The 15876-nt window shown below is 67.2% G+C and carries 18 protein-coding genes; 11 read left to right on the forward strand and 7 right to left on the reverse strand.

Annotated elements, in window-relative coordinates; genetic code table 11:
* Positions 1 to 31: 31 nt before the first annotated feature.
* Genes pgl through zwf form a run of 3 tightly spaced genes read right to left on the reverse strand, consistent with a single transcriptional unit; the run spans position 32 to position 3194 of the window.
* Positions 32 to 754 (reverse strand): 6-phosphogluconolactonase, encoded by a 723-nt coding sequence (gene pgl / locus ABE424_RS03330; protein ID WP_179459219.1) that lies wholly within the window; start codon positions 752 to 754, stop codon positions 32 to 34.
* Positions 751 to 1758 carry a glucokinase gene (glk, locus tag ABE424_RS03335; protein ID WP_176989684.1) on the reverse strand — a complete coding sequence of 336 codons (1008 nt, stop codon included), beginning with the start codon at positions 1756 to 1758 and terminating at the stop codon, positions 751 to 753. The genes pgl and glk overlap by 4 nt, the downstream gene beginning before the upstream one ends.
* Entirely contained in the window at positions 1755 to 3194 is a 1440-nt protein-coding gene (gene zwf, locus ABE424_RS03340) for a glucose-6-phosphate dehydrogenase (protein ID WP_179459218.1), read from the reverse strand. The genes glk and zwf overlap by 4 nt, the downstream gene beginning before the upstream one ends.
* A 354-nt stretch (positions 3195 to 3548) precedes the next feature.
* On the opposite strand from zwf, the gene ugpC reads away from it, so the two are divergent.
* Positions 3549 to 4640, forward strand: a complete 1092-nt coding sequence (gene ugpC, locus ABE424_RS03345) for a sn-glycerol-3-phosphate ABC transporter ATP-binding protein UgpC (RefSeq protein ID WP_346490834.1) — start codon at positions 3549 to 3551, stop codon at positions 4638 to 4640.
* A 124-nt stretch (positions 4641 to 4764) separates the two neighbouring features.
* Here the strand turns inward: ugpC and ABE424_RS03350 are convergent, their stop codons facing one another.
* Entirely contained in the window at positions 4765 to 5634 is an 870-nt protein-coding gene (locus ABE424_RS03350) for a folate-binding protein (protein ID WP_346490835.1), read from the reverse strand.
* A gap of 39 nt (positions 5635 to 5673) precedes the next feature.
* On the opposite strand from ABE424_RS03350, the gene ABE424_RS03355 reads away from it, so the two are divergent.
* The 10 genes from ABE424_RS03355 to ABE424_RS03400 all read left to right on the forward strand — a co-directional run bounded on the left by ABE424_RS03355 (position 5674) and on the right by ABE424_RS03400 (position 12745).
* On the forward strand, positions 5674 to 5847 hold the full coding sequence (locus ABE424_RS03355; RefSeq protein WP_346489128.1) for a DUF1674 domain-containing protein: 174 nt from the start codon (positions 5674 to 5676) through the stop codon (positions 5845 to 5847).
* Positions 5848 to 5903: 56 nt separating this feature from the next.
* A complete protein-coding gene (gene sdhC / locus ABE424_RS03360; RefSeq protein ID WP_319211256.1) occupies positions 5904 to 6296 on the forward strand; it encodes a succinate dehydrogenase, cytochrome b556 subunit in 393 nt (130 codons plus the stop codon).
* Positions 6293 to 6679: a succinate dehydrogenase, hydrophobic membrane anchor protein gene (sdhD, locus tag ABE424_RS03365; protein ID WP_176989690.1), complete on the forward strand. Its 387-nt coding sequence runs from the start codon at positions 6293 to 6295 to the stop codon at positions 6677 to 6679. Before sdhC ends, sdhD begins: the two co-directional genes overlap by 4 nt.
* A 31-nt stretch (positions 6680 to 6710) precedes the next feature.
* Complete coding sequence (sdhA, locus tag ABE424_RS03370) at positions 6711 to 8501, forward strand: succinate dehydrogenase flavoprotein subunit (protein WP_346490836.1); 1791 nt, start codon at positions 6711 to 6713, stop codon at positions 8499 to 8501.
* 163 nt (positions 8502 to 8664) lie between these two features.
* Positions 8665 to 9450 carry a succinate dehydrogenase iron-sulfur subunit gene (locus ABE424_RS03375; RefSeq protein WP_088432210.1) on the forward strand — a complete coding sequence of 262 codons (786 nt, stop codon included), beginning with the start codon at positions 8665 to 8667 and terminating at the stop codon, positions 9448 to 9450.
* 105 nt (positions 9451 to 9555) lie between these two features.
* Positions 9556 to 9804 carry a succinate dehydrogenase assembly factor 2 gene (locus tag ABE424_RS03380; protein WP_019183252.1) on the forward strand — a complete coding sequence of 83 codons (249 nt, stop codon included), beginning with the start codon at positions 9556 to 9558 and terminating at the stop codon, positions 9802 to 9804.
* A 52-nt stretch (positions 9805 to 9856) separates the two neighbouring features.
* Positions 9857 to 10204 carry a hypothetical protein gene (locus tag ABE424_RS03385; RefSeq protein WP_346490837.1) on the forward strand — a complete coding sequence of 116 codons (348 nt, stop codon included), beginning with the start codon at positions 9857 to 9859 and terminating at the stop codon, positions 10202 to 10204.
* A 23-nt stretch (positions 10205 to 10227) separates the two neighbouring features.
* The gene (locus ABE424_RS03390) at positions 10228 to 11469 is read left to right on the forward strand and encodes a lipoprotein-releasing ABC transporter permease subunit (RefSeq protein WP_346490838.1); all 1242 of its coding nucleotides are present in this window, start codon (positions 10228 to 10230) and stop codon (positions 11467 to 11469) included.
* Positions 11462 to 12175 carry a lipoprotein-releasing ABC transporter ATP-binding protein LolD gene (lolD, locus tag ABE424_RS03395; RefSeq protein ID WP_179459209.1) on the forward strand — a complete coding sequence of 238 codons (714 nt, stop codon included), beginning with the start codon at positions 11462 to 11464 and terminating at the stop codon, positions 12173 to 12175. The genes ABE424_RS03390 and lolD overlap by 8 nt, the downstream gene beginning before the upstream one ends.
* A gap of 105 nt (positions 12176 to 12280) precedes the next feature.
* Positions 12281 to 12745: a DUF6491 family protein gene (locus ABE424_RS03400; protein WP_346477909.1), complete on the forward strand. Its 465-nt coding sequence runs from the start codon at positions 12281 to 12283 to the stop codon at positions 12743 to 12745.
* 103 nt (positions 12746 to 12848) lie between these two features.
* On the opposite strand, the gene ABE424_RS03405 is transcribed toward ABE424_RS03400, so the two are convergent.
* Genes ABE424_RS03405 through ftsY form a run of 3 tightly spaced genes read right to left on the reverse strand, consistent with a single transcriptional unit; the run spans position 12849 to position 15785 of the window.
* Complete coding sequence (locus tag ABE424_RS03405; protein WP_019183247.1) at positions 12849 to 13118, reverse strand: oxidative damage protection protein; 270 nt, start codon at positions 13116 to 13118, stop codon at positions 12849 to 12851.
* A 4-nt stretch (positions 13119 to 13122) separates the two neighbouring features.
* Positions 13123 to 14262 (reverse strand): A/G-specific adenine glycosylase, encoded by a 1140-nt coding sequence (gene mutY, locus ABE424_RS03410; protein WP_346490839.1) that lies wholly within the window; start codon positions 14260 to 14262, stop codon positions 13123 to 13125.
* A 50-nt stretch (positions 14263 to 14312) separates the two neighbouring features.
* A complete protein-coding gene (gene ftsY / locus ABE424_RS03415) occupies positions 14313 to 15785 on the reverse strand; it encodes a signal recognition particle-docking protein FtsY (protein WP_346490840.1) in 1473 nt (490 codons plus the stop codon).
* Between the last annotated feature and the right edge of the window lie 91 nt (positions 15786 to 15876).

The following is a 15876-nucleotide window of genomic DNA, read 5'->3' on the forward strand; positions in this document are numbered from 1 at the left end:
GAGAAGGCGAACGGAACAACACCGGGGCAACTCAGTCACACCAGTGGACGCGCAGTTTCGCGCCGTCGAGATCGATCGCGTTGAGGATGGGATACAGCTGCGGATTGTTGCTTTCCAGCGCGTGCTTGAGCACTTCCAGCTTCTGCTTGCCACGCAGCAGCAACAGGCGCTGGCGGCTCTGCTTCAGGCCGTGTGGCGTGAGGGTGATGCGCAGCGGCCACTGGTTCGCACCGGGGCAGCCGGTGGCATCCAGCGCCGCGTAGGGCAGGGTGCTTTCCAGTGCGCGGGTCAGATCCTTCGAGCCCGGGAACAACGAGGCGGTGTGGCCGTCATTGCCCATGCCGAGCACGCTCAGGCAGGGCCGCTGGCTGTGCTGGGCCTGCAGGTTGGCGCTGTAGACGCACTCGGGCAGCGGCTTGCCGACCCGCACCAGCGGATCGAAATGCGCGCCTTCGGCACGGGTGAGGAAGCTCTCCTTCACCAGCCATGCATTGCTGTCGCGATCCTGCGGCGAGAGCCAGCGCTCATCGACCAGGCTCACTTCCACCCGGTCCCACTGAACGTCCAGCTCGGCCAGCGCCTGGTAGATCGGCGCCGGCGTGGTGCCGCCGGAGAGCAGCATGCGCGCCCGCCCGAATTCGGCGATGTCGCGGTTGAGCTCGGCGGCCATTTCGGCGGCCACGGCTTCGATCCAGCCATCGGCATCGCCGTGGCGGACCAGGGTGAAACGGTCGGACGTATCCAGGGTATTCATGCGGTGCCTCCCGGCAGATCGCGTTCCACATCCGCCGCATATGCGGCCGCGCCGAGCAGGCCGGGGCTGGGGTGCATTACCGCCAGTGACGGCACCTTGGACATGATCGAAGAGAAGCGGCCCTTGTGTTCAAAGCGCTGGCGGAAGCCGGAGTGCTGCAGCGAATCGAGCATCTTGGGCACCAGGCCGCCGGTCAGGAACACGCCGTCCCAGGCGCCCTGCATCAGCACCAGGTCGCCGGCGATCGCGCCGAACACCGCGCAGAACACATCCACGGTGCGCATCGCCTGCGGGTCGCCATGCAGCGCACGCGCGGTGACGTCCACTGGCTGCAGCTGGCCCGGATCGATATCGGCCATCTCGCACACGGCGCGATGGATGTTCACCAGGCCCGGGCCGCAGATCAGGCGCTCGTTGGAGACACGGCCGAACTGTTCGGACAGGATTTCCAGAATGCGGATCTCCTCCGGCGTGCCCGGCGGGAAGCTGACGTGGCCGCCTTCGGTTTCCAGCGGGTAGCAGCGGCCGTGGCGCAGGATCAGCCCGCCCACGCCCAGCCCGGTGCCCGGGCCGATCACCGCATAGTTGCGCGGCTGGCCGGGTTTGCCCGGCACCCACGCCGCGCCGCCGACCTGGATCACGTCCTGCGGCTGCAGCAGCGAAATCGCCATCGCCTGGGCGGCGAAGTCGTTGATCAGGTGCAGCTCGTCGAAGCCGAGCATGTGCGCGGTGCGCATGCGCGAGATCACCCACGGGTGATTGGTGATGCGCGCCTCGTCACCGTCGACGCGGCCGGCCACGGCGAACACGCCGCGTTTTGCCTCCGCGCCGATCTCGTCCAGATAGTGGCGCGCCGCCTCACCGAGCGACGGGAACTCCGCGACGCGGAACTCGCGGATGCTGTCCTGCTGCAGCGGCGCGGCCAGCGAGGTATCGGCCAGGGCGAAGCGTGCGTTGGTGCCTCCGATATCCGCGACGAGGACCGGCTGGGACAACACCGTCATGCCTGATCACCGTGGACAGCGTCGGCCTCGGCGTCGGCGGGCAGGAAGCCGGTGGCTTCCCGCGGACCCCATTCGCCGGCCGGGTAGGGCTGCAGTGGCAGCTTGGCTTCCTTCCACGCGTCGCTGACGCTGTCGATCCAGGCCCAGGCGGCGCGCACTTCGTCATCGCGCACGAACAGCGCATGGTTGCCGTTGAACGCATCCAGGAACAGGCGCTCGTAGGCGATGCGACGGTGCAGGCCGGTCGGCACGGACAGTTCCAGTTCCAGCGGATGCAGCTCCAGCGCGCCCCATTCCGGGCCGGCCAGCGAGCTCATCAGGCCCAGCTCGATGTTTTCCTGCGGCTGCAGCTGGAAGGTGATGCGGTTCGGGGTCGCGTTGCGGCGGTGCGGGCGCTCGAACAGCCAGTGGGTGACCGGCTTCAGCGTGACCACCACGCGGGTGGTGCGCTCGGCCAGGCGCTTGCCGGTGACCAGATGGAACGGCACCCCGGACCAGCGCCAGTTGTCGATATGCGCGGTGACCCCGGCGAAGGTTTCCACATCGCTGCCTTCCGGCGGCTGGTAGGCCTGCGCGGGCTGGCCGTTGATGGTGCCGGCGGTGTAGCGGCCGCGGACGCTGTCGCGTGCGGCGTGCTTGGCGGTGAGCGGGCGCAAGGCGCGCAGCACTTTGACCTTTTCATCGCGGATGCGGTCGGCTTCCAGCGAGGCCGGGGGTTCCATCGCGACCAGGCACAGCAACTGCAGGATATGGCTCTGGACCATGTCGCGCAGCGCGCCGGAGCGGGCGTAGTAGGCATCGCGACCGTCCACGCCCTCGCTCTCGGCGACCAGGATGTGCACCGATTCGATGTAGTTGCGGTTCCATACCGCCTCGAGCAGCGTGTTGCCGAAGCGCAGCGCGATCAGGTTCTGCACCGCGGCCTTGCCCAGGTAGTGATCCAGGCGGAACACGCGGTCTTCGTCGATCCACTGGCCGATGGTGGAGATGATCTCCTCGGCGCTGGCACTGTCGCTGCCGATCGGCTTCTCCAGCATCAGGCGGTGCGGAGCGGCCAACGCGCCGCCCTTGGCCAGCCCTTCGCAGGTGGAGATGTACAGCCCCGGCGGAATGGCCAGGTAGCTCACGCAGTGGCGGTCGACCAGATCGCTGACCGATTCGGCCACCGAGTCCGGATTGCGCAGATCCACCGAGCGGTAGTCGATGCGCTGCAGCAGCGAGTGGATGTCGTCCTGGCTGGCCATCGGCATGGCCTGCTGCAGGCGCGGGCGCAGGATCTCGCGGAAGGCTTCGGTATCGTGCGGCGACAGCGCCAGCGCACGGACCTTGAAGTCCTCGGGGAGCAGGCCGTCGCCCAGCAATCGCAGCAGCGAGGGGAACAGATAGCGCTGGGCCAGGTCACCTGTGGCGCCAAACAGGAAAAGGGTGTCGTGCATCGCTCGAGTTTCAGATCCGGGTGACATCGTTGTCAATCGCTTCTCGTCTATGTTCTCGGGGGTCGGGCGGGGTCCGTTGTCTGCTTGTTGCAGGTGCAGCACGCCCCATGGATTCCGCCCGGCATGATGGCCTGCCAACCCGGTGTCGTGGGGGATATCGCATCCTCCCCGGCATCCAGGTCACGGCCGACTATCGGATAGTGCCACGTGAAAACGTTTACATGGCAGAATGCGCAGACTGTATTCGATTGCAGTGGTCGCCGTCATGCGGCACCACGCCATCGACCTGCCATCGGGAGGGCCGAAGGCAGTTCCGCATAACAGCCCGGAGACCGGGCGGACTGGAATGGTGATATGGCAAAAGTGCAGTTGCAGGGCGTTCGCAAGGTCTACGACAACGGTCAGGTGGCCGTGCAGGGCGCGACCTTCGAAGTGGCCGATGGTGAATTGATGGTGCTGGTGGGGCCGTCGGGGTGTGGCAAGTCCACACTGCTGCGCATGGTCGCCGGCCTGGAAGAAATCAGTGGCGGCACGCTGACGATCGGCGACCGCGTGGTCAACGACGTGGCGCCCAAAGATCGCGACATCGCCATGGTGTTCCAGAGCTATGCGCTGTACCCGCACATGACCGTGGCCGAGAACCTGGCCTTCGGTCTGAAGCTGCGGGGGCACGACAAGGCCACGATCAGCAAGCGGGTGGGCGAAGCGGCCGAAACGCTCGGCCTGACCGACATGCTCGACAAGCTGCCCAAGGCGATGTCCGGCGGCCAGCGCCAGCGCGTCGCGCTGGGCCGGGCGCTGGTGCGCGAGCCGGCGGTGTTCCTGCTGGATGAGCCGCTGTCCAACCTGGACGCCAAGCTGCGCCACAGCGTGCGCACGGAAATCGCGCAGCTGCATCGCAAGCTCGGCACCACGATGATCTACGTGACCCACGATCAGGTCGAAGCGATGACCCTGGGCCAGCGGATCGTGGTGCTCAAGGATGGCGTGATCCAGCAGATCGACACCCCGATGGCGCTGTACGACCGTCCGGCCAATCTGTTCGTGGCCGGCTTCCTCGGCAGCCCGGCGATGAACGTGCTGCGCGGCACCCTGCAGCACACCGACAGTGGCTATGCCGTGCAGGACACCGCACTGACCGCGCCGCTGGGCCAGGCCCGGATCGATCAGGCGTGGGTCGGCAAGGCGATCGCCGTGGGCGTGCGCCCGGAGCATCTGCAGCCGGCCGCGGCCGGGGATGCGACCGCGTTCGAGGCGATGATCGACGGCATCGAACCGGTCGGCAACGAGATCTTCGTCAACATGACCAGCGGCGGCCAGCCATTGGTGATGCGCGTGGCGCCGCAGGCGTTGCCGTCGGTCGGCGAGCCGATCCGCGTGGCGATCCATCCGCAGGGCCTGCATTTCTTCGATGCAGAGACCGGCGAGCGCTTGAACGACGCCTAAGGCGCAGACGGGTTACGGGGCGCGCCGACCAACGGTCGGCGCCTGCCGTGCGGTAGGTCACGACCGTTGGTCGTGACCGCGATCGGACCGGGGCGCGTACGCATCGACCAACGGTCGATGCCTGTTACCGCGCCAGGCCGTCCAGCAAGGGCAGGTGGGCGGCGTCGACCCCGCCAACCGTCAAAGGCGCGGGCGCGATTTCCAGCGGCAGCACCGCCAGGGCCAGGTCACCGGCCACCGAGGCGACCGTGCCGATCGCCGCCTCGTTCTGCTGCACCTGCGTGCCGCTGGTCGTGCCCTCCACGACCCGCAGCAGCTGCAGGGCGCGCTTGGCCTTGCCCAGGAAATGGGTGCGGGCCACGATTTCCTGGCCCGGGTAGCAGCCTTTCTTGACGCTGTACCCGTTCAGGCGGTCCAGCCCCAGCTGCTGTGGCGTCCACTGTTCACGCTGATCGGCGTCCAGTCGCGGCAGCCCATAGCGCAGGTCGGACTGGCGCCAGGCCAGTGCGATATCCGCGCTGTCCGCGACGGCGGCCACGGCATCGGCGGCACCGATCCGCAGGCTGCGCGGAAGCGCATCGCTGCCCAGGTCCAATTCCACGGTTTCGCCACCAAGTTGCGCAATCGCGGCGCCGGAGGCCGCTTCGGGGGCGGTGAAGCTCGCCACCACGGCCAGGTCGTTGCGCACCTCGATCCGGACCTTGCGGCGGAATACAAAACGCTGCAACTGCGACGCAATCGCATCGGCATCGCCGTCGGCGAGCAGCAGCACGATGCGCTCCTCGTCCAGCCGCAACAGCTGGAACACAGCAATGGTGCGGCCCTTGGCCGTCAGCCAGGCGCTCCACTGCCAATGCCGCAGGGGCAGGGCGGTGACATCGCTGGAGAATTGGGCATGGGCGAACGCGGCCGCATCGGCACCGCTGAGGCTGAGCAGCTGGTGACCGGGGAGGCGCGAAAAGCCGGCGAAATCGGAGGGCAGGTTGTCAGGCACGTGAACGGGGTCTAAAATTTGTGCGTTGCGAGAACACCCATGATAGGCCAAACAACCCCCACTCCAGATTCTGAAGCTGAAGGCACGCTGGTACCGGAGAAGCAGCCGCTTCCCGAGACCGAGGCATTGCCTTTGGAAATCGGCGGCCGCGGCGGACTTGATCCGGTGCGGTACGGAGATTGGGAAAAAAACGGACGCTGCATCGATTTCTGATCAGCATTGAGCCAACGCGGCATTGCGCCGCCCAGCCGAGACAACGAGCCCAGCGAATGGCCGCCAGAGAACGTCCCCTTTCCCCGCACCTTCAGGTGTATCGCTGGCAGATTCAGATGGCCACCTCGATCCTGCATCGAGCCACCGGCATCTTTCTGTCTGTTGGAGCCCTGATCATCGCCGGCGGCCTGCTCGCCCTGATGATGGGCCCTGAATCCTGGAACTGCTTCACCGGCCATGCCGGCAGCTGGTACGGCAAGCTGTTCCTGTTCGCCTGGAGCTGGTCCTTCGCCTACCACCTGTGCAATGGCATCCGCCATATCGTGCAGGACTTCGCGATCGGCTTCTCCATTCCCGCCTTCGTGCGCAGCAGCTGGGTCTCGGTCTTCGCCAGCCTGGTGATCACCGCCCTGATCTGGGCCTATGTCTTCATGGGAGCGGCCGCATGAACAAGTACCGTACCCCGCTGAAGAACGTGCGTGGCCTGGGCGCCGCCAAGACCGGCACCGAGCATTTCGTGCTGCAGCGCCTGACCGCCACCGCGCTGGTCGGCCTGACCATCTGGTTCCTGGTGTTCGTGCTGAGCCTGATCGGCGCCGATTACGTGACCGCCACCGACGCGGTGTCCAAGCCGTGGAACGCGGTGCTGCTGGTCGGCTTCCTGGTCGCGATGTTCTGGCATGCCCAGCTCGGCCTGCAGGTCGTGCTGGAAGACTACATCCACAATTCGCTGCTGGCCCTGGCGCTGCAGACCACGGTGAAGTTCATCGCCGTGCTCGGCGGGATCGTCAGTGTTTTTGCGGTCGCCCGCATCGCGCTCGGCGTCGCCTGAGTCCAGGCACCAAGACAGGAATCCAGATTAGATGTCCGCTTACAAGATTACGGAACACAAGTACGACATGGTCGTGGTCGGCGCCGGCGGTGCTGGCCTGCGCGCCACGTTCGGCCTTGCCGCCAAGGGCCTGCAGACGGTCTGTCTGACCAAGGTCTTCCCGACCCGTTCGCACACCGTGGCCGCGCAGGGTGGTATTTCCGCCGCGCTGGGCAACATGGGCGAAGACGACTGGCGCTACCACTTCTTCGACACCATCAAGGGGTCGGATTGGCTGGGTGACCAGGACGCCATCGAGTACATGTGCCGCGAAGCGATCCCGGCCATCATCGAGCTGGAACACTACGGTGTGCCGTTCAGCCGTACCGAAGAGGGCAAGATCTACCAGCGCCCGTTCGGCGGCATGACCACCAAGTACGGCGAAGGCCCGTCCGCGCAGCGCACCTGCGCCGCCGCCGACCGTACCGGCCACGCCATGCTGCACACGCTGTACCAGCAGTCGCTGGCCCACAACGCGCGCTTCATGATCGAGTACTTCGCGCTCGACCTGATCTTCGATGACGAAGGCGTCTGCCGCGGCGTGCTCGCGCTGGACATGGCCGACGGCTCGCTGCACCTGTTCCGCGCCCATGGCGTGGTGCTGGCCACCGGCGGCTACGGCCGCGCCTACTTCAGCGCCACCTCGGCCCACACCTGCACCGGCGACGGCGGCGGTCTGGTCATGCGTGCCGGCCTGCCGATGCAGGACATGGAGTTCGTGCAGTTCCACCCGACCGGCATCTACGGCGCGGGCTGCCTGATCACCGAGGGCGTGCGCGGCGAAGGCGGCATCCTGCGCAACAGCAACGGCGAGCGCTTCATGGAGCGCTATGCACCGCACTACAAGGATCTGGCTTCGCGCGACGTGGTGTCGCGTTCGATGACCATCGAGATCCGCGAAGGCCGCGGCGTCGGCGAGCACAAGGATCACATCCTGCTCGACCTGACCCACCTCGGCCCGGGCGTCATCGACGACAAGCTGCCGGGTATCGCCGAAAGCGCCCGCATCTTCGCCGGCGTGGACGTGCACTCCCAGCCGATCCCGGTCATCCCGACCGTGCACTACAACATGGGCGGCATCCCGACCAACTACCACGGCGAAGTCGTGCGCAAGGTCGGCGACAACCCCGATGCGGTCGTGCCGGGCCTGTACGCCATCGGCGAAGCGGCCTGCGTGTCCGTGCACGGCGCCAACCGCCTGGGCTCGAACTCGCTGCTGGATCTGGTCGTGTTCGGCCGTGCGGTGGCCAACCGCTGCGCCGACACCATCAAGTCCGGCGCACCGCACAAGACCCTGCCGTCCGATGCCTGCGACAAGGCCCTGGGCCTGCTCGACAAGCTGCGTTACGCCAACGGCGACACCCCGACCTCGGTCATCCGCGACCGCATGCAGCGCACCATGCAGAACGACGCGGCGGTGTTCCGTACCAGCAAGACGCTGGAAGAGGGCTGCAGCAAGATGGCCGAGATCTTCGACTCCTTCCAGGACGTCAAGGTCTCCGACCGTTCGCTGGTGTGGAACTCGGACCTGATCGAAACCTACGAGCTGAACAACCTGCTGCTCAACGCGGTGGCGACGATCAACTCGGCCGAACAGCGCAAGGAAAGCCGCGGCGCGCATGCGCATGAGGACTTCCCGGACCGCGACGACATCAACTGGCAGAAGCACACGCTGGTCAACGTCGACGAAAACGGCAAGTGCGAGTTCGACTACCGTCCGGTCCACATGTACACGCTCAGCAAGGACGTGGACGTCGTCCCGCCCAAGCCGCGCGTTTACTAAGAGACCTGCGGCATGACCTCCGTCCACGCAGCGCTCGCGACCGCCGCCACCCGCACGGGTGGGGTGGCGCGTGCGCCGCTGGCCGGTGGTGTCGACTTCCTCATCTTCCGTGCTACCCGCGCCTGCTCCGCAGCGCGAGCCGCCTGAGCCAACGAGAACAGCCATGGCCGAGTTTTCCCTCCCCAAGAATTCCAAGATCGGAAAGGGCAAGCACTTCCCCGCCCAGACCGGTGCGAAGAACACCCGCACCTTCAAGATCTACCGCTGGAGTCCCGACGACGACAGCAATCCGCGCACCGATACGTATGAGATCGATCTGGACGCCTGCGGCCCGATGGTCCTGGACGCGCTGATCAAGATCAAGAACGAGATCGATCCGACCCTGACCTTCCGTCGTTCGTGCCGCGAGGGCATCTGCGGTTCGTGCGCGATGAACATCGACGGCACCAATACGCTGGCCTGCACCCGCGCGATTGCCGACTGCGGCAAGGCCGAAGTGCCGATCTACCCGCTGCCGCACATGAGCGTGGTCAAGGATCTGGTGCCGGACCTGACCCACTTCTACGCGCAGTACGCCTCGATCAAGCCGTGGATCCGTACCCAGACGCCGCCGCCGCCGGATCGCGAGCGCCTGCAGTCGCCGGAAGACCGCAAGAAGCTGGACGGCCTGTACGAGTGCATCCTGTGCGCGTGCTGCTCGACCAGCTGCCCGAGCTACTGGTGGAACGGCGAGCGTTACCTGGGCCCGGCCATCCTGCTGCAGGCCTACCGCTGGATCATCGACTCGCGCGATGAAGACACCGGTGCGCGCCTGGACGAGCTGGAAGACCCGTTCAAGCTGTACCGCTGCCACACCATCATGAACTGCTCGCGCACCTGCCCGAAGGGCCTGAACCCGGCGCTGGCCATTGCCGAGATCAAGAAGCTGATGATGGCGCGCCGCGCCTGATCCAGGTGTGTCCTGCAGCGCCACGCCATGCGTGGCTTTGCAGAAAAGGATCGAAACGGTAGAGCCACGCCATGCGTGGCTTTGCCTTATCTGGAAACGCAGAAAATGGATGAAGCAACCGAACTGAAAAAACTGCGCTGGCGTTGCCGCCGCGGCATGCGCGAGCTGGACCAGCTGTTCGGCCGTTACCTGGACCGTTGCTGGCTGCAGGCACCGACAGACGAGCGCGAGGTTTTCCTGTTCCTGCTCGAGAGCGAGGACGATAAGTTGTGGCGCTGGTTCATGGGCTACGAGGAGTGCCCGCATGCCGCGCCCGCCGCCCTCATCGCCCGGATCCGCGCCCTTCCGGCGTGAGTGGCATCCCTCGCGCTGGCAGTGCCGCGCGCTGATCGCCATGGGGGCGCTGATGCCCTGGGCGCTGTGGTCGACCGATCTGCCCGCGCCCTGGGGTCTGGTGCTGGGCATGGCGGCGATGGCCGGCACCTGGCGGGAGGCGTGGCGATATGCGCACCGCCCGGGCTGCGTATTCGTGATTCCGGCGGACGAAGACCCGGCACAGGTGGATGGCGAGCCGGTCGAGGCGCTGCAGATGCGGCGCCGCGGCCCGCTGGTGCAGCTGGCCTGGCGGCACGAGGGGCGCCGCCACTGGCGTTTGTTCTGGCCCGATACCCTCCCGCAGGGGCAGGCACGTGAACTGCGACTAGCCGTCCGGGCACACTGCATTTCCCGTTCACCCCCTGCAGTGGCACCATAGCCTGAATTGTCCGGCGTACCTGCATGTTCAAACCCATACCTGTCTCGATTGGCCTGCGCTACCTGCGCGCCAAACGCCGCAACGGCTTCATCTCCTTCATCTCCATGGCCTCGATCCTCGGCATTGCCCTGGGCGTGACCGTGCTGATCACCACGCTGGCGGTCATGAGCGGTTTCCAGAAGGAAATCCGCGATCGACTGCTGCAGATGACCGCGCATACCACCATCACCACCGACGGCGCCCCGATGGCCGACTGGGCGCATGCGGTGGAGGTGGCGAAAAAGGATCCGCGTGTTGCCGGCGCGGCGCCGTACATCGAAATCCAGGCCATGCTCAGCGGTCCCCGCGTGCAGGGCGCCATCGTGCAGGGCATCGACCCGGCGCTGGAGCCGAACGTCTCGGTCATCAACGAGAAGGTCACGAAGGGCAGTTTCGACAGCCTGACCGCGGGCAGCTACAACCTGCTGGTCGGCAAGGAGCTGGCGATCTACCTCGGCGTCGGCGTCGGCGATACCGTGCTGGTGACGCTGGCGGAAGTGCAGGGCACGCCGATCGGTGCGATCCCGCGCATGAAACGCTTCACCGTCAGCGGCATCTTCGAAGCCGGCTACAACGAGGTCGACCGCGGCGTGGCATACGCCAACATGGCCGATCTGGAAAAAGTGCTGCGCATCGACGGTGTCACCGGCGTGCGCCTGAAGCTGCATGACATGGACAAGGCGCTGGACGTCGGCGTCGATCTGGCCCACAACCTGACCGGTGCCTACCGCGTCAGCGACTGGACCCAGCAGAACGCCAACCTCTACCACTCGCTGCGCATGGAGAAGGTGGTGATGGGCATCCTGCTCTCGCTGATCATTGCCATGGGCGCCTTCAACCTGGTCTCCTCGCAGGTGATGCTGGTGACCGACAAACAGGCCGACATCGCGATCCTGCGCACGCTCGGGCTCACCCCGGGCGGGGTCATGCAGGTGTTCATGGTGCAGGGCTCGCTGATCGGCATCTTCGGCACCGTGCTCGGCGTGGTCGGCGGCATCACCCTGACCTTGAACCTGGAGCGCATCCTCGGGGCGATCGAGACCCTGTTCAACGTCAAGCTGCTGCCGGAAGACGTCTACTACATCACCGGCCTGCCGACCGATATGCAGACCCCGGACATCATCGTGATCACCGCCGTGGCGCTGGTCATGAGCTTCCTTGCCACTCTGTATCCCGCCTGGCGCGCGGCACGCACCCAGCCGGCGGAGGCCCTGCGTTATGAATGAAGCACTCACCCTGGGCGAGGAAGTCATCCGCGCCGAAGCCCTGGCCAAGACCTACGCCGAAGGCCGCATGCAGACGCCCGTGTTCAACGGGCTGGACCTGCGCGTGGCCGCGGGCGAAACCGTGGCCATCATCGGTGCCTCCGGCGCCGGCAAGAGCACCCTGCTGCACCTGCTGGGCGGCCTGGATACCCCGACGGCGGGCGAGGTCTATGTGGCCGGCCAGCGCATGTCCGGCCTGTCCGACAGCCAGCGCGGCCGGCTGCGCAACCGCGCGCTCGGCTTCGTCTACCAGTTCCACCACCTGCTGCCCGAATTCACCGCGCTGGAAAACGTGATGATGCCGGTGCTGCTCGGGGGCGAAGAAGTGGTGGACGCGCGCACCCGTGCGCAGGCGCTGCTGGAATCGGTCGGCCTGGGCCATCGCCTGGACCACAAACCCGGTGAACTCTCCGGTGGTGAGCGCCAGCGCGCTGCCGTCGCCCGCGCGCTGGTCAACCGACCGGCCTGCGTGCTCGGCGACGAGCCGACCGGCAACCTGGATGACAAGACGGCGGCGACCGTGTTCGAGCTGATGCTGGAGCTCAACCGCGCGCACCACACCAGCCTGGTGCTGGTGACCCATGATCGCTCGCTGGCGCGCAAGCTGGACCGCGTGCTGGAGCTGCGCGAAGGGCGGCTGCACAGCCTGGCCCACAGCGAGGTCTGAGCAGGCATCGGTGCCTGCCTGGGCGCTGAACACCCGGCGGGTTCCTCTCGCCGGGACCACGCCGGGCGGCGCATCATCGGCGCACATTCTCCAGCAGGAGGCGTCATGAAGCAGACCCTCGCCATCGCGGCCCTGTGCCTTGGGCTGGCCGCGTGCGCCAGTACCGGCCGCCTATCCACCGCGCAGAAGCTCGATCTCTACCGCGCCCACGCCGGGCCGCCGCAGCAGGACATGCCACTGTATGGTTCGCTGTCAGGCTGGACCGAACTGGGCGACAGCGCGCTGGCGGTGTGGACGCGCCCGAGCGAAGGCTATCTGCTCGAACTGACCGGGCCGTGCCAGGGGCTGGACTACGCCCCGGCGATCGGCCTGACCAGCCGGGTCGGCCGTGTGTCGGCGCGCTTCGACAAGGTGCTGGTGCGCGACCCCACGCCCGGACCGATGAACATGCCGTGCTTCATCAGCAGCATCCGCAAGCTCGATACCAAGGCGCTGCGCGCCTCCGAGCAGGAGCTGCGGCAGGCGCAGCTGCAGGAGCGCGAAGAAGGCCAGCAGGCGCCAACCCGGTAGTGCCGGCCGCTGGCCGGCCAAGGCATATCGAAGAAGGCACCGCCATCTCGGGGCCGTCCCATCCTTGCGGTAGATACCGACCGTTGGTCGGTATCAGAGCCGGTCACGCCTCCGGAACGAATCCGGCCGGCTTTTCGGCGCCACCGCTGAACAGGTACTTCACCAGTTCCTCTTCCAGGAACGCGCGGTGCTTGGGATCACGCGGCGACAGCCGGTTTTCGTTGATCAGCATGGTCTGGTGCGCCAGCCACGCGGCCCACGCCGGCTTGCCGATGTGGTTGAAGATGCGCTGGCCCAGTTCGCCGGGGTAGGGCACGAAGTCCAGGCCTTCGGCGTCGCGTTGTTCGTACTGGCAGAAAACGGTGCGGGGCATAGCGTTACTCGATGTCTTGGGATGTTGCTGCGCGCCGCATTGTACGGCGCTTGGGCTGAGCGGGCGGTGCACCGGTCTCCAGCAGCTTGCGGATCGGCGCGGGCAGGCCCAGCGTGACCCGTTCTTCGGCAGCGACCCAGCGCAGCCCCTCGGCCTCGTTGCGCAGGCCCTGCACCGTTGCCACCAGCACCTGCAGGTGCAGCCGGTAGTGGCTGAAGGTGTGTTCCAGCACCGGTAGCGGCTCGGCATCGTCCAGCGAACCCTCAATGTGCGCGTCGAACCAGTCCTGCAGCGCGACCCCGCTGTCGGCCTGGGGCAGGGTCCACAACTGTGCCCAGATCCCCGTGTCCGGACGCTTCTGCAGCAGCACCCGGCCGCGCGCATCGCGCAGCAGCACCGCCACCGCCTCGCGTTCGGGCAGGGTCTTGCCCGGCTTGGGCGTCGGCAGTTGATCGGTACGGCCCTCGCGACGCGCCACGCAGGTGGCCTGCAGCGGGCAGATCACGCAGGCGGGCTTGCTGCGGCTGCAGACGCTGGCGCCGAGGTCCATCTGCGCCTGGGTGTAATCGACCATGCGCGATGCGGGCACCTGCGCCGCGTGCGCCTCGGCCACCGCCCACAGCTGCTTCTTGATCGTCGGCAGCCCCGGGAAGCCCTCGATGCCGTGGTAGCGGGTCAGCACGCGTTTGACGTTGCCGTCGAGAATCGCGAACCGATCATTCCAGGCCTGGCTGAGGATCGCGCCCGCAGTGCTGCGGCCGATGCCGGGCAGCGCGTGCAGCGCATCGAAATCGCGCGGCAACTCGCCGCCGTGCAGTTCGACACAGCGCTGTGCGGCGGCATGCAGGTTGCGTGCGCGGGCGTAGTACCCGAGCCCGGCCCACTGTGCCATCACCGCATCATTGCTGGCCGCGGCCAGGTCGGGCAGGGTCGGGAACACGGCGAGGAACTTCAGGAAGTACGGGATGACCGTGCCGACCTGGGTCTGCTGCAGCATGATCTCCGACAGCCACACCCGGTACGGGGTGCGTGGGTGCTGCCACGGCAGGTCGTGCCGGCCGTGGTCGTCGAACCAGTGCAGCAGCCGCGCGACGAAGACATCGTCGGTCGGCACCGGGGCGCTGGCGGGAGGCTGGCGGGTCATGCAGGTTCCGGAGGAAGGGGGAGAGCCACGCCATGCGTGGCTGCATCGGCTCAGCCGCCCAGTGCTTCCGGCAGCAGCGCGTCGACGAAGGCTTCCGGATCGAACACGCGCAGGTCTTCCGGGCGCTCGCCGATGCCGCAGAAGCGGATCGGAATGCCGAACTCACGGGCCAGCGCGAACACCACGCCACCCTTGGCGGTGCCGTCCAGCTTGGTCACCACCAGGCCGGTCACGTTGACCGCCGCATGGAACTGACGCAGCTGCGACAGCGCGTTCTGGCCGGTGGTGCCATCGATGACCATCAGCACTTCGTGCGGGGCATCGGGATCGATCTTGCCGAGCACGCGACGGATCTTGCCCAGCTCGTTCATCAGGCCGGCCTGGGTGTGCAGGCGGCCGGCGGTATCGGCGATCAGCACTTCGGTGCCGCGGGCCTTGCCGGCCTGCAGCGCATCGAAGGCGACCGAGGCCGCATCGGCGTTCTGGCCCTGCGCGACCACGGCGACGCCGTTGCGTTCGCCCCAGGCCTGCAGCTGCGCGACGGCAGCGGCACGGAAGGTATCGCCGGCGGCCAGCATCAGGCTATGGCCGTCGTCCTTGAAGCGCTTGGCCAGCTTGCCGATGGTGGTGGTCTTGCCGACGCCGTTGACGCCGACGGTGAGCACCACGAACGGCTTGGCGGTACGGTCGATGACCAGCGGCCTGGCGACCGGCTGCAGGATCGCGATCAGTTCGGCGCGCAGCGCGGTCAGCAGCGCATTGGCATCGGTGAACTCGCGCGCCTTCATCCGCTTGCGCAGGCCTTCGACCAGCGCGGTGGTCGCGCCGACGCCGACATCGGCGGTGATCAGCGCGGTTTCCAGCTCGTCGAGCAGGTCGTCATCGAGCTTGGGATTGCGCGAGAACAGGCCGCCGAAGCTGCGTGCGATCACGCTGTTGCGCAGGCGCTCGCGCCAGCCGCTCTTGCCGGCGGCGGCGGGAGCCATGTCCTGGGAGGTCGGGCGCTCGGTCACGATGGTCGGGGCGACCGGGGTGATCGGGGCGACCGGGGCTGGAGCAACCGGAGCCGTCGGGGTGACGGCCGGCGGCGCGACGACAGCGGGGGCGGGTGCGCTTACCGGTGCGATCGGTGCTTGAACCGGTGCGGTCACCGCAGGGGCGGGCACGATCGGTTCCAGCGCAACCGGAGCAGCCACCACGGGTGCGGGCGCAACCGGGGCCGGTGCCAGCGGCGCAGCCACCACGGGGGCAGGCACCACAGGGGCAGGCACAACCGGCGCAGGAACCACAGGCGCAGGCACGACCGGCGTCGGCGCGATCACGCGCTCTACCGGAGCGGCCGGCTCGGCAGCGGGAACAGGGGTTTCCACCACGGGCGGCAGCGGCGCAGGCGCCGGCGGTGCCGCAGGCTCGGGAGTGGCCTGCGGGAACGCGGCAGCCAGCTCCTCGGTGGAGTAATGCTGGGTCTTGGCCGCCTCTTGCGGGGCGTCCTGGGGCTTTTTGCGACGGAAGAAGCTGAGCATTGGCAAAAGACGCTGAAATCAGAGGGCTATGCTACCACTGCACCTCGAATGCCCATGGGCGTGGAGGTGCGGTGGGGCGGGACTCAAGTAA

Origin of the sequence: Stenotrophomonas sp. TWI1149 (genome assembly GCF_039673155.1) — a bacterium.
GTDB lineage: Bacteria > Pseudomonadota > Gammaproteobacteria > Xanthomonadales > Xanthomonadaceae > Stenotrophomonas > Stenotrophomonas maltophilia_AA.

Coding starts and splice junctions, on each gene's coding strand:
- pgl (WP_179459219.1), bottom strand. CDS start 754: ATGAATACCCTGGATACGTCCGACCGTTTCACCCTGGTCCGCCACGGC.
- glk (WP_176989684.1), bottom strand. CDS start 1,758: ATGACGGTGTTGTCCCAGCCGGTCCTCGTCGCGGATATCGGAGGCACC.
- zwf (WP_179459218.1), bottom strand. CDS start 3,194: ATGCACGACACCCTTTTCCTGTTTGGCGCCACAGGTGACCTGGCCCAG.
- ugpC (WP_346490834.1), top strand. CDS start 3,549: ATGGCAAAAGTGCAGTTGCAGGGCGTTCGCAAGGTCTACGACAACGGT.
- ABE424_RS03355 (WP_346489128.1), top strand. CDS start 5,674: ATGATAGGCCAAACAACCCCCACTCCAGATTCTGAAGCTGAAGGCACG.
- sdhC (WP_319211256.1), top strand. CDS start 5,904: ATGGCCGCCAGAGAACGTCCCCTTTCCCCGCACCTTCAGGTGTATCGC.
- sdhD (WP_176989690.1), top strand. CDS start 6,293: ATGAACAAGTACCGTACCCCGCTGAAGAACGTGCGTGGCCTGGGCGCC.
- sdhA (WP_346490836.1), top strand. CDS start 6,711: ATGTCCGCTTACAAGATTACGGAACACAAGTACGACATGGTCGTGGTC.
- ABE424_RS03375 (WP_088432210.1), top strand. CDS start 8,665: ATGGCCGAGTTTTCCCTCCCCAAGAATTCCAAGATCGGAAAGGGCAAG.
- ABE424_RS03380 (WP_019183252.1), top strand. CDS start 9,556: ATGGATGAAGCAACCGAACTGAAAAAACTGCGCTGGCGTTGCCGCCGC.
- ABE424_RS03385 (WP_346490837.1), top strand. CDS start 9,857: ATGCCCTGGGCGCTGTGGTCGACCGATCTGCCCGCGCCCTGGGGTCTG.
- ABE424_RS03390 (WP_346490838.1), top strand. CDS start 10,228: ATGTTCAAACCCATACCTGTCTCGATTGGCCTGCGCTACCTGCGCGCC.
- lolD (WP_179459209.1), top strand. CDS start 11,462: ATGAATGAAGCACTCACCCTGGGCGAGGAAGTCATCCGCGCCGAAGCC.
- ABE424_RS03400 (WP_346477909.1), top strand. CDS start 12,281: ATGAAGCAGACCCTCGCCATCGCGGCCCTGTGCCTTGGGCTGGCCGCG.
- ABE424_RS03405 (WP_019183247.1), bottom strand. CDS start 13,118: ATGCCCCGCACCGTTTTCTGCCAGTACGAACAACGCGACGCCGAAGGC.
- mutY (WP_346490839.1), bottom strand. CDS start 14,262: ATGACCCGCCAGCCTCCCGCCAGCGCCCCGGTGCCGACCGACGATGTC.
- ftsY (WP_346490840.1), bottom strand. CDS start 15,785: ATGCTCAGCTTCTTCCGTCGCAAAAAGCCCCAGGACGCCCCGCAAGAG.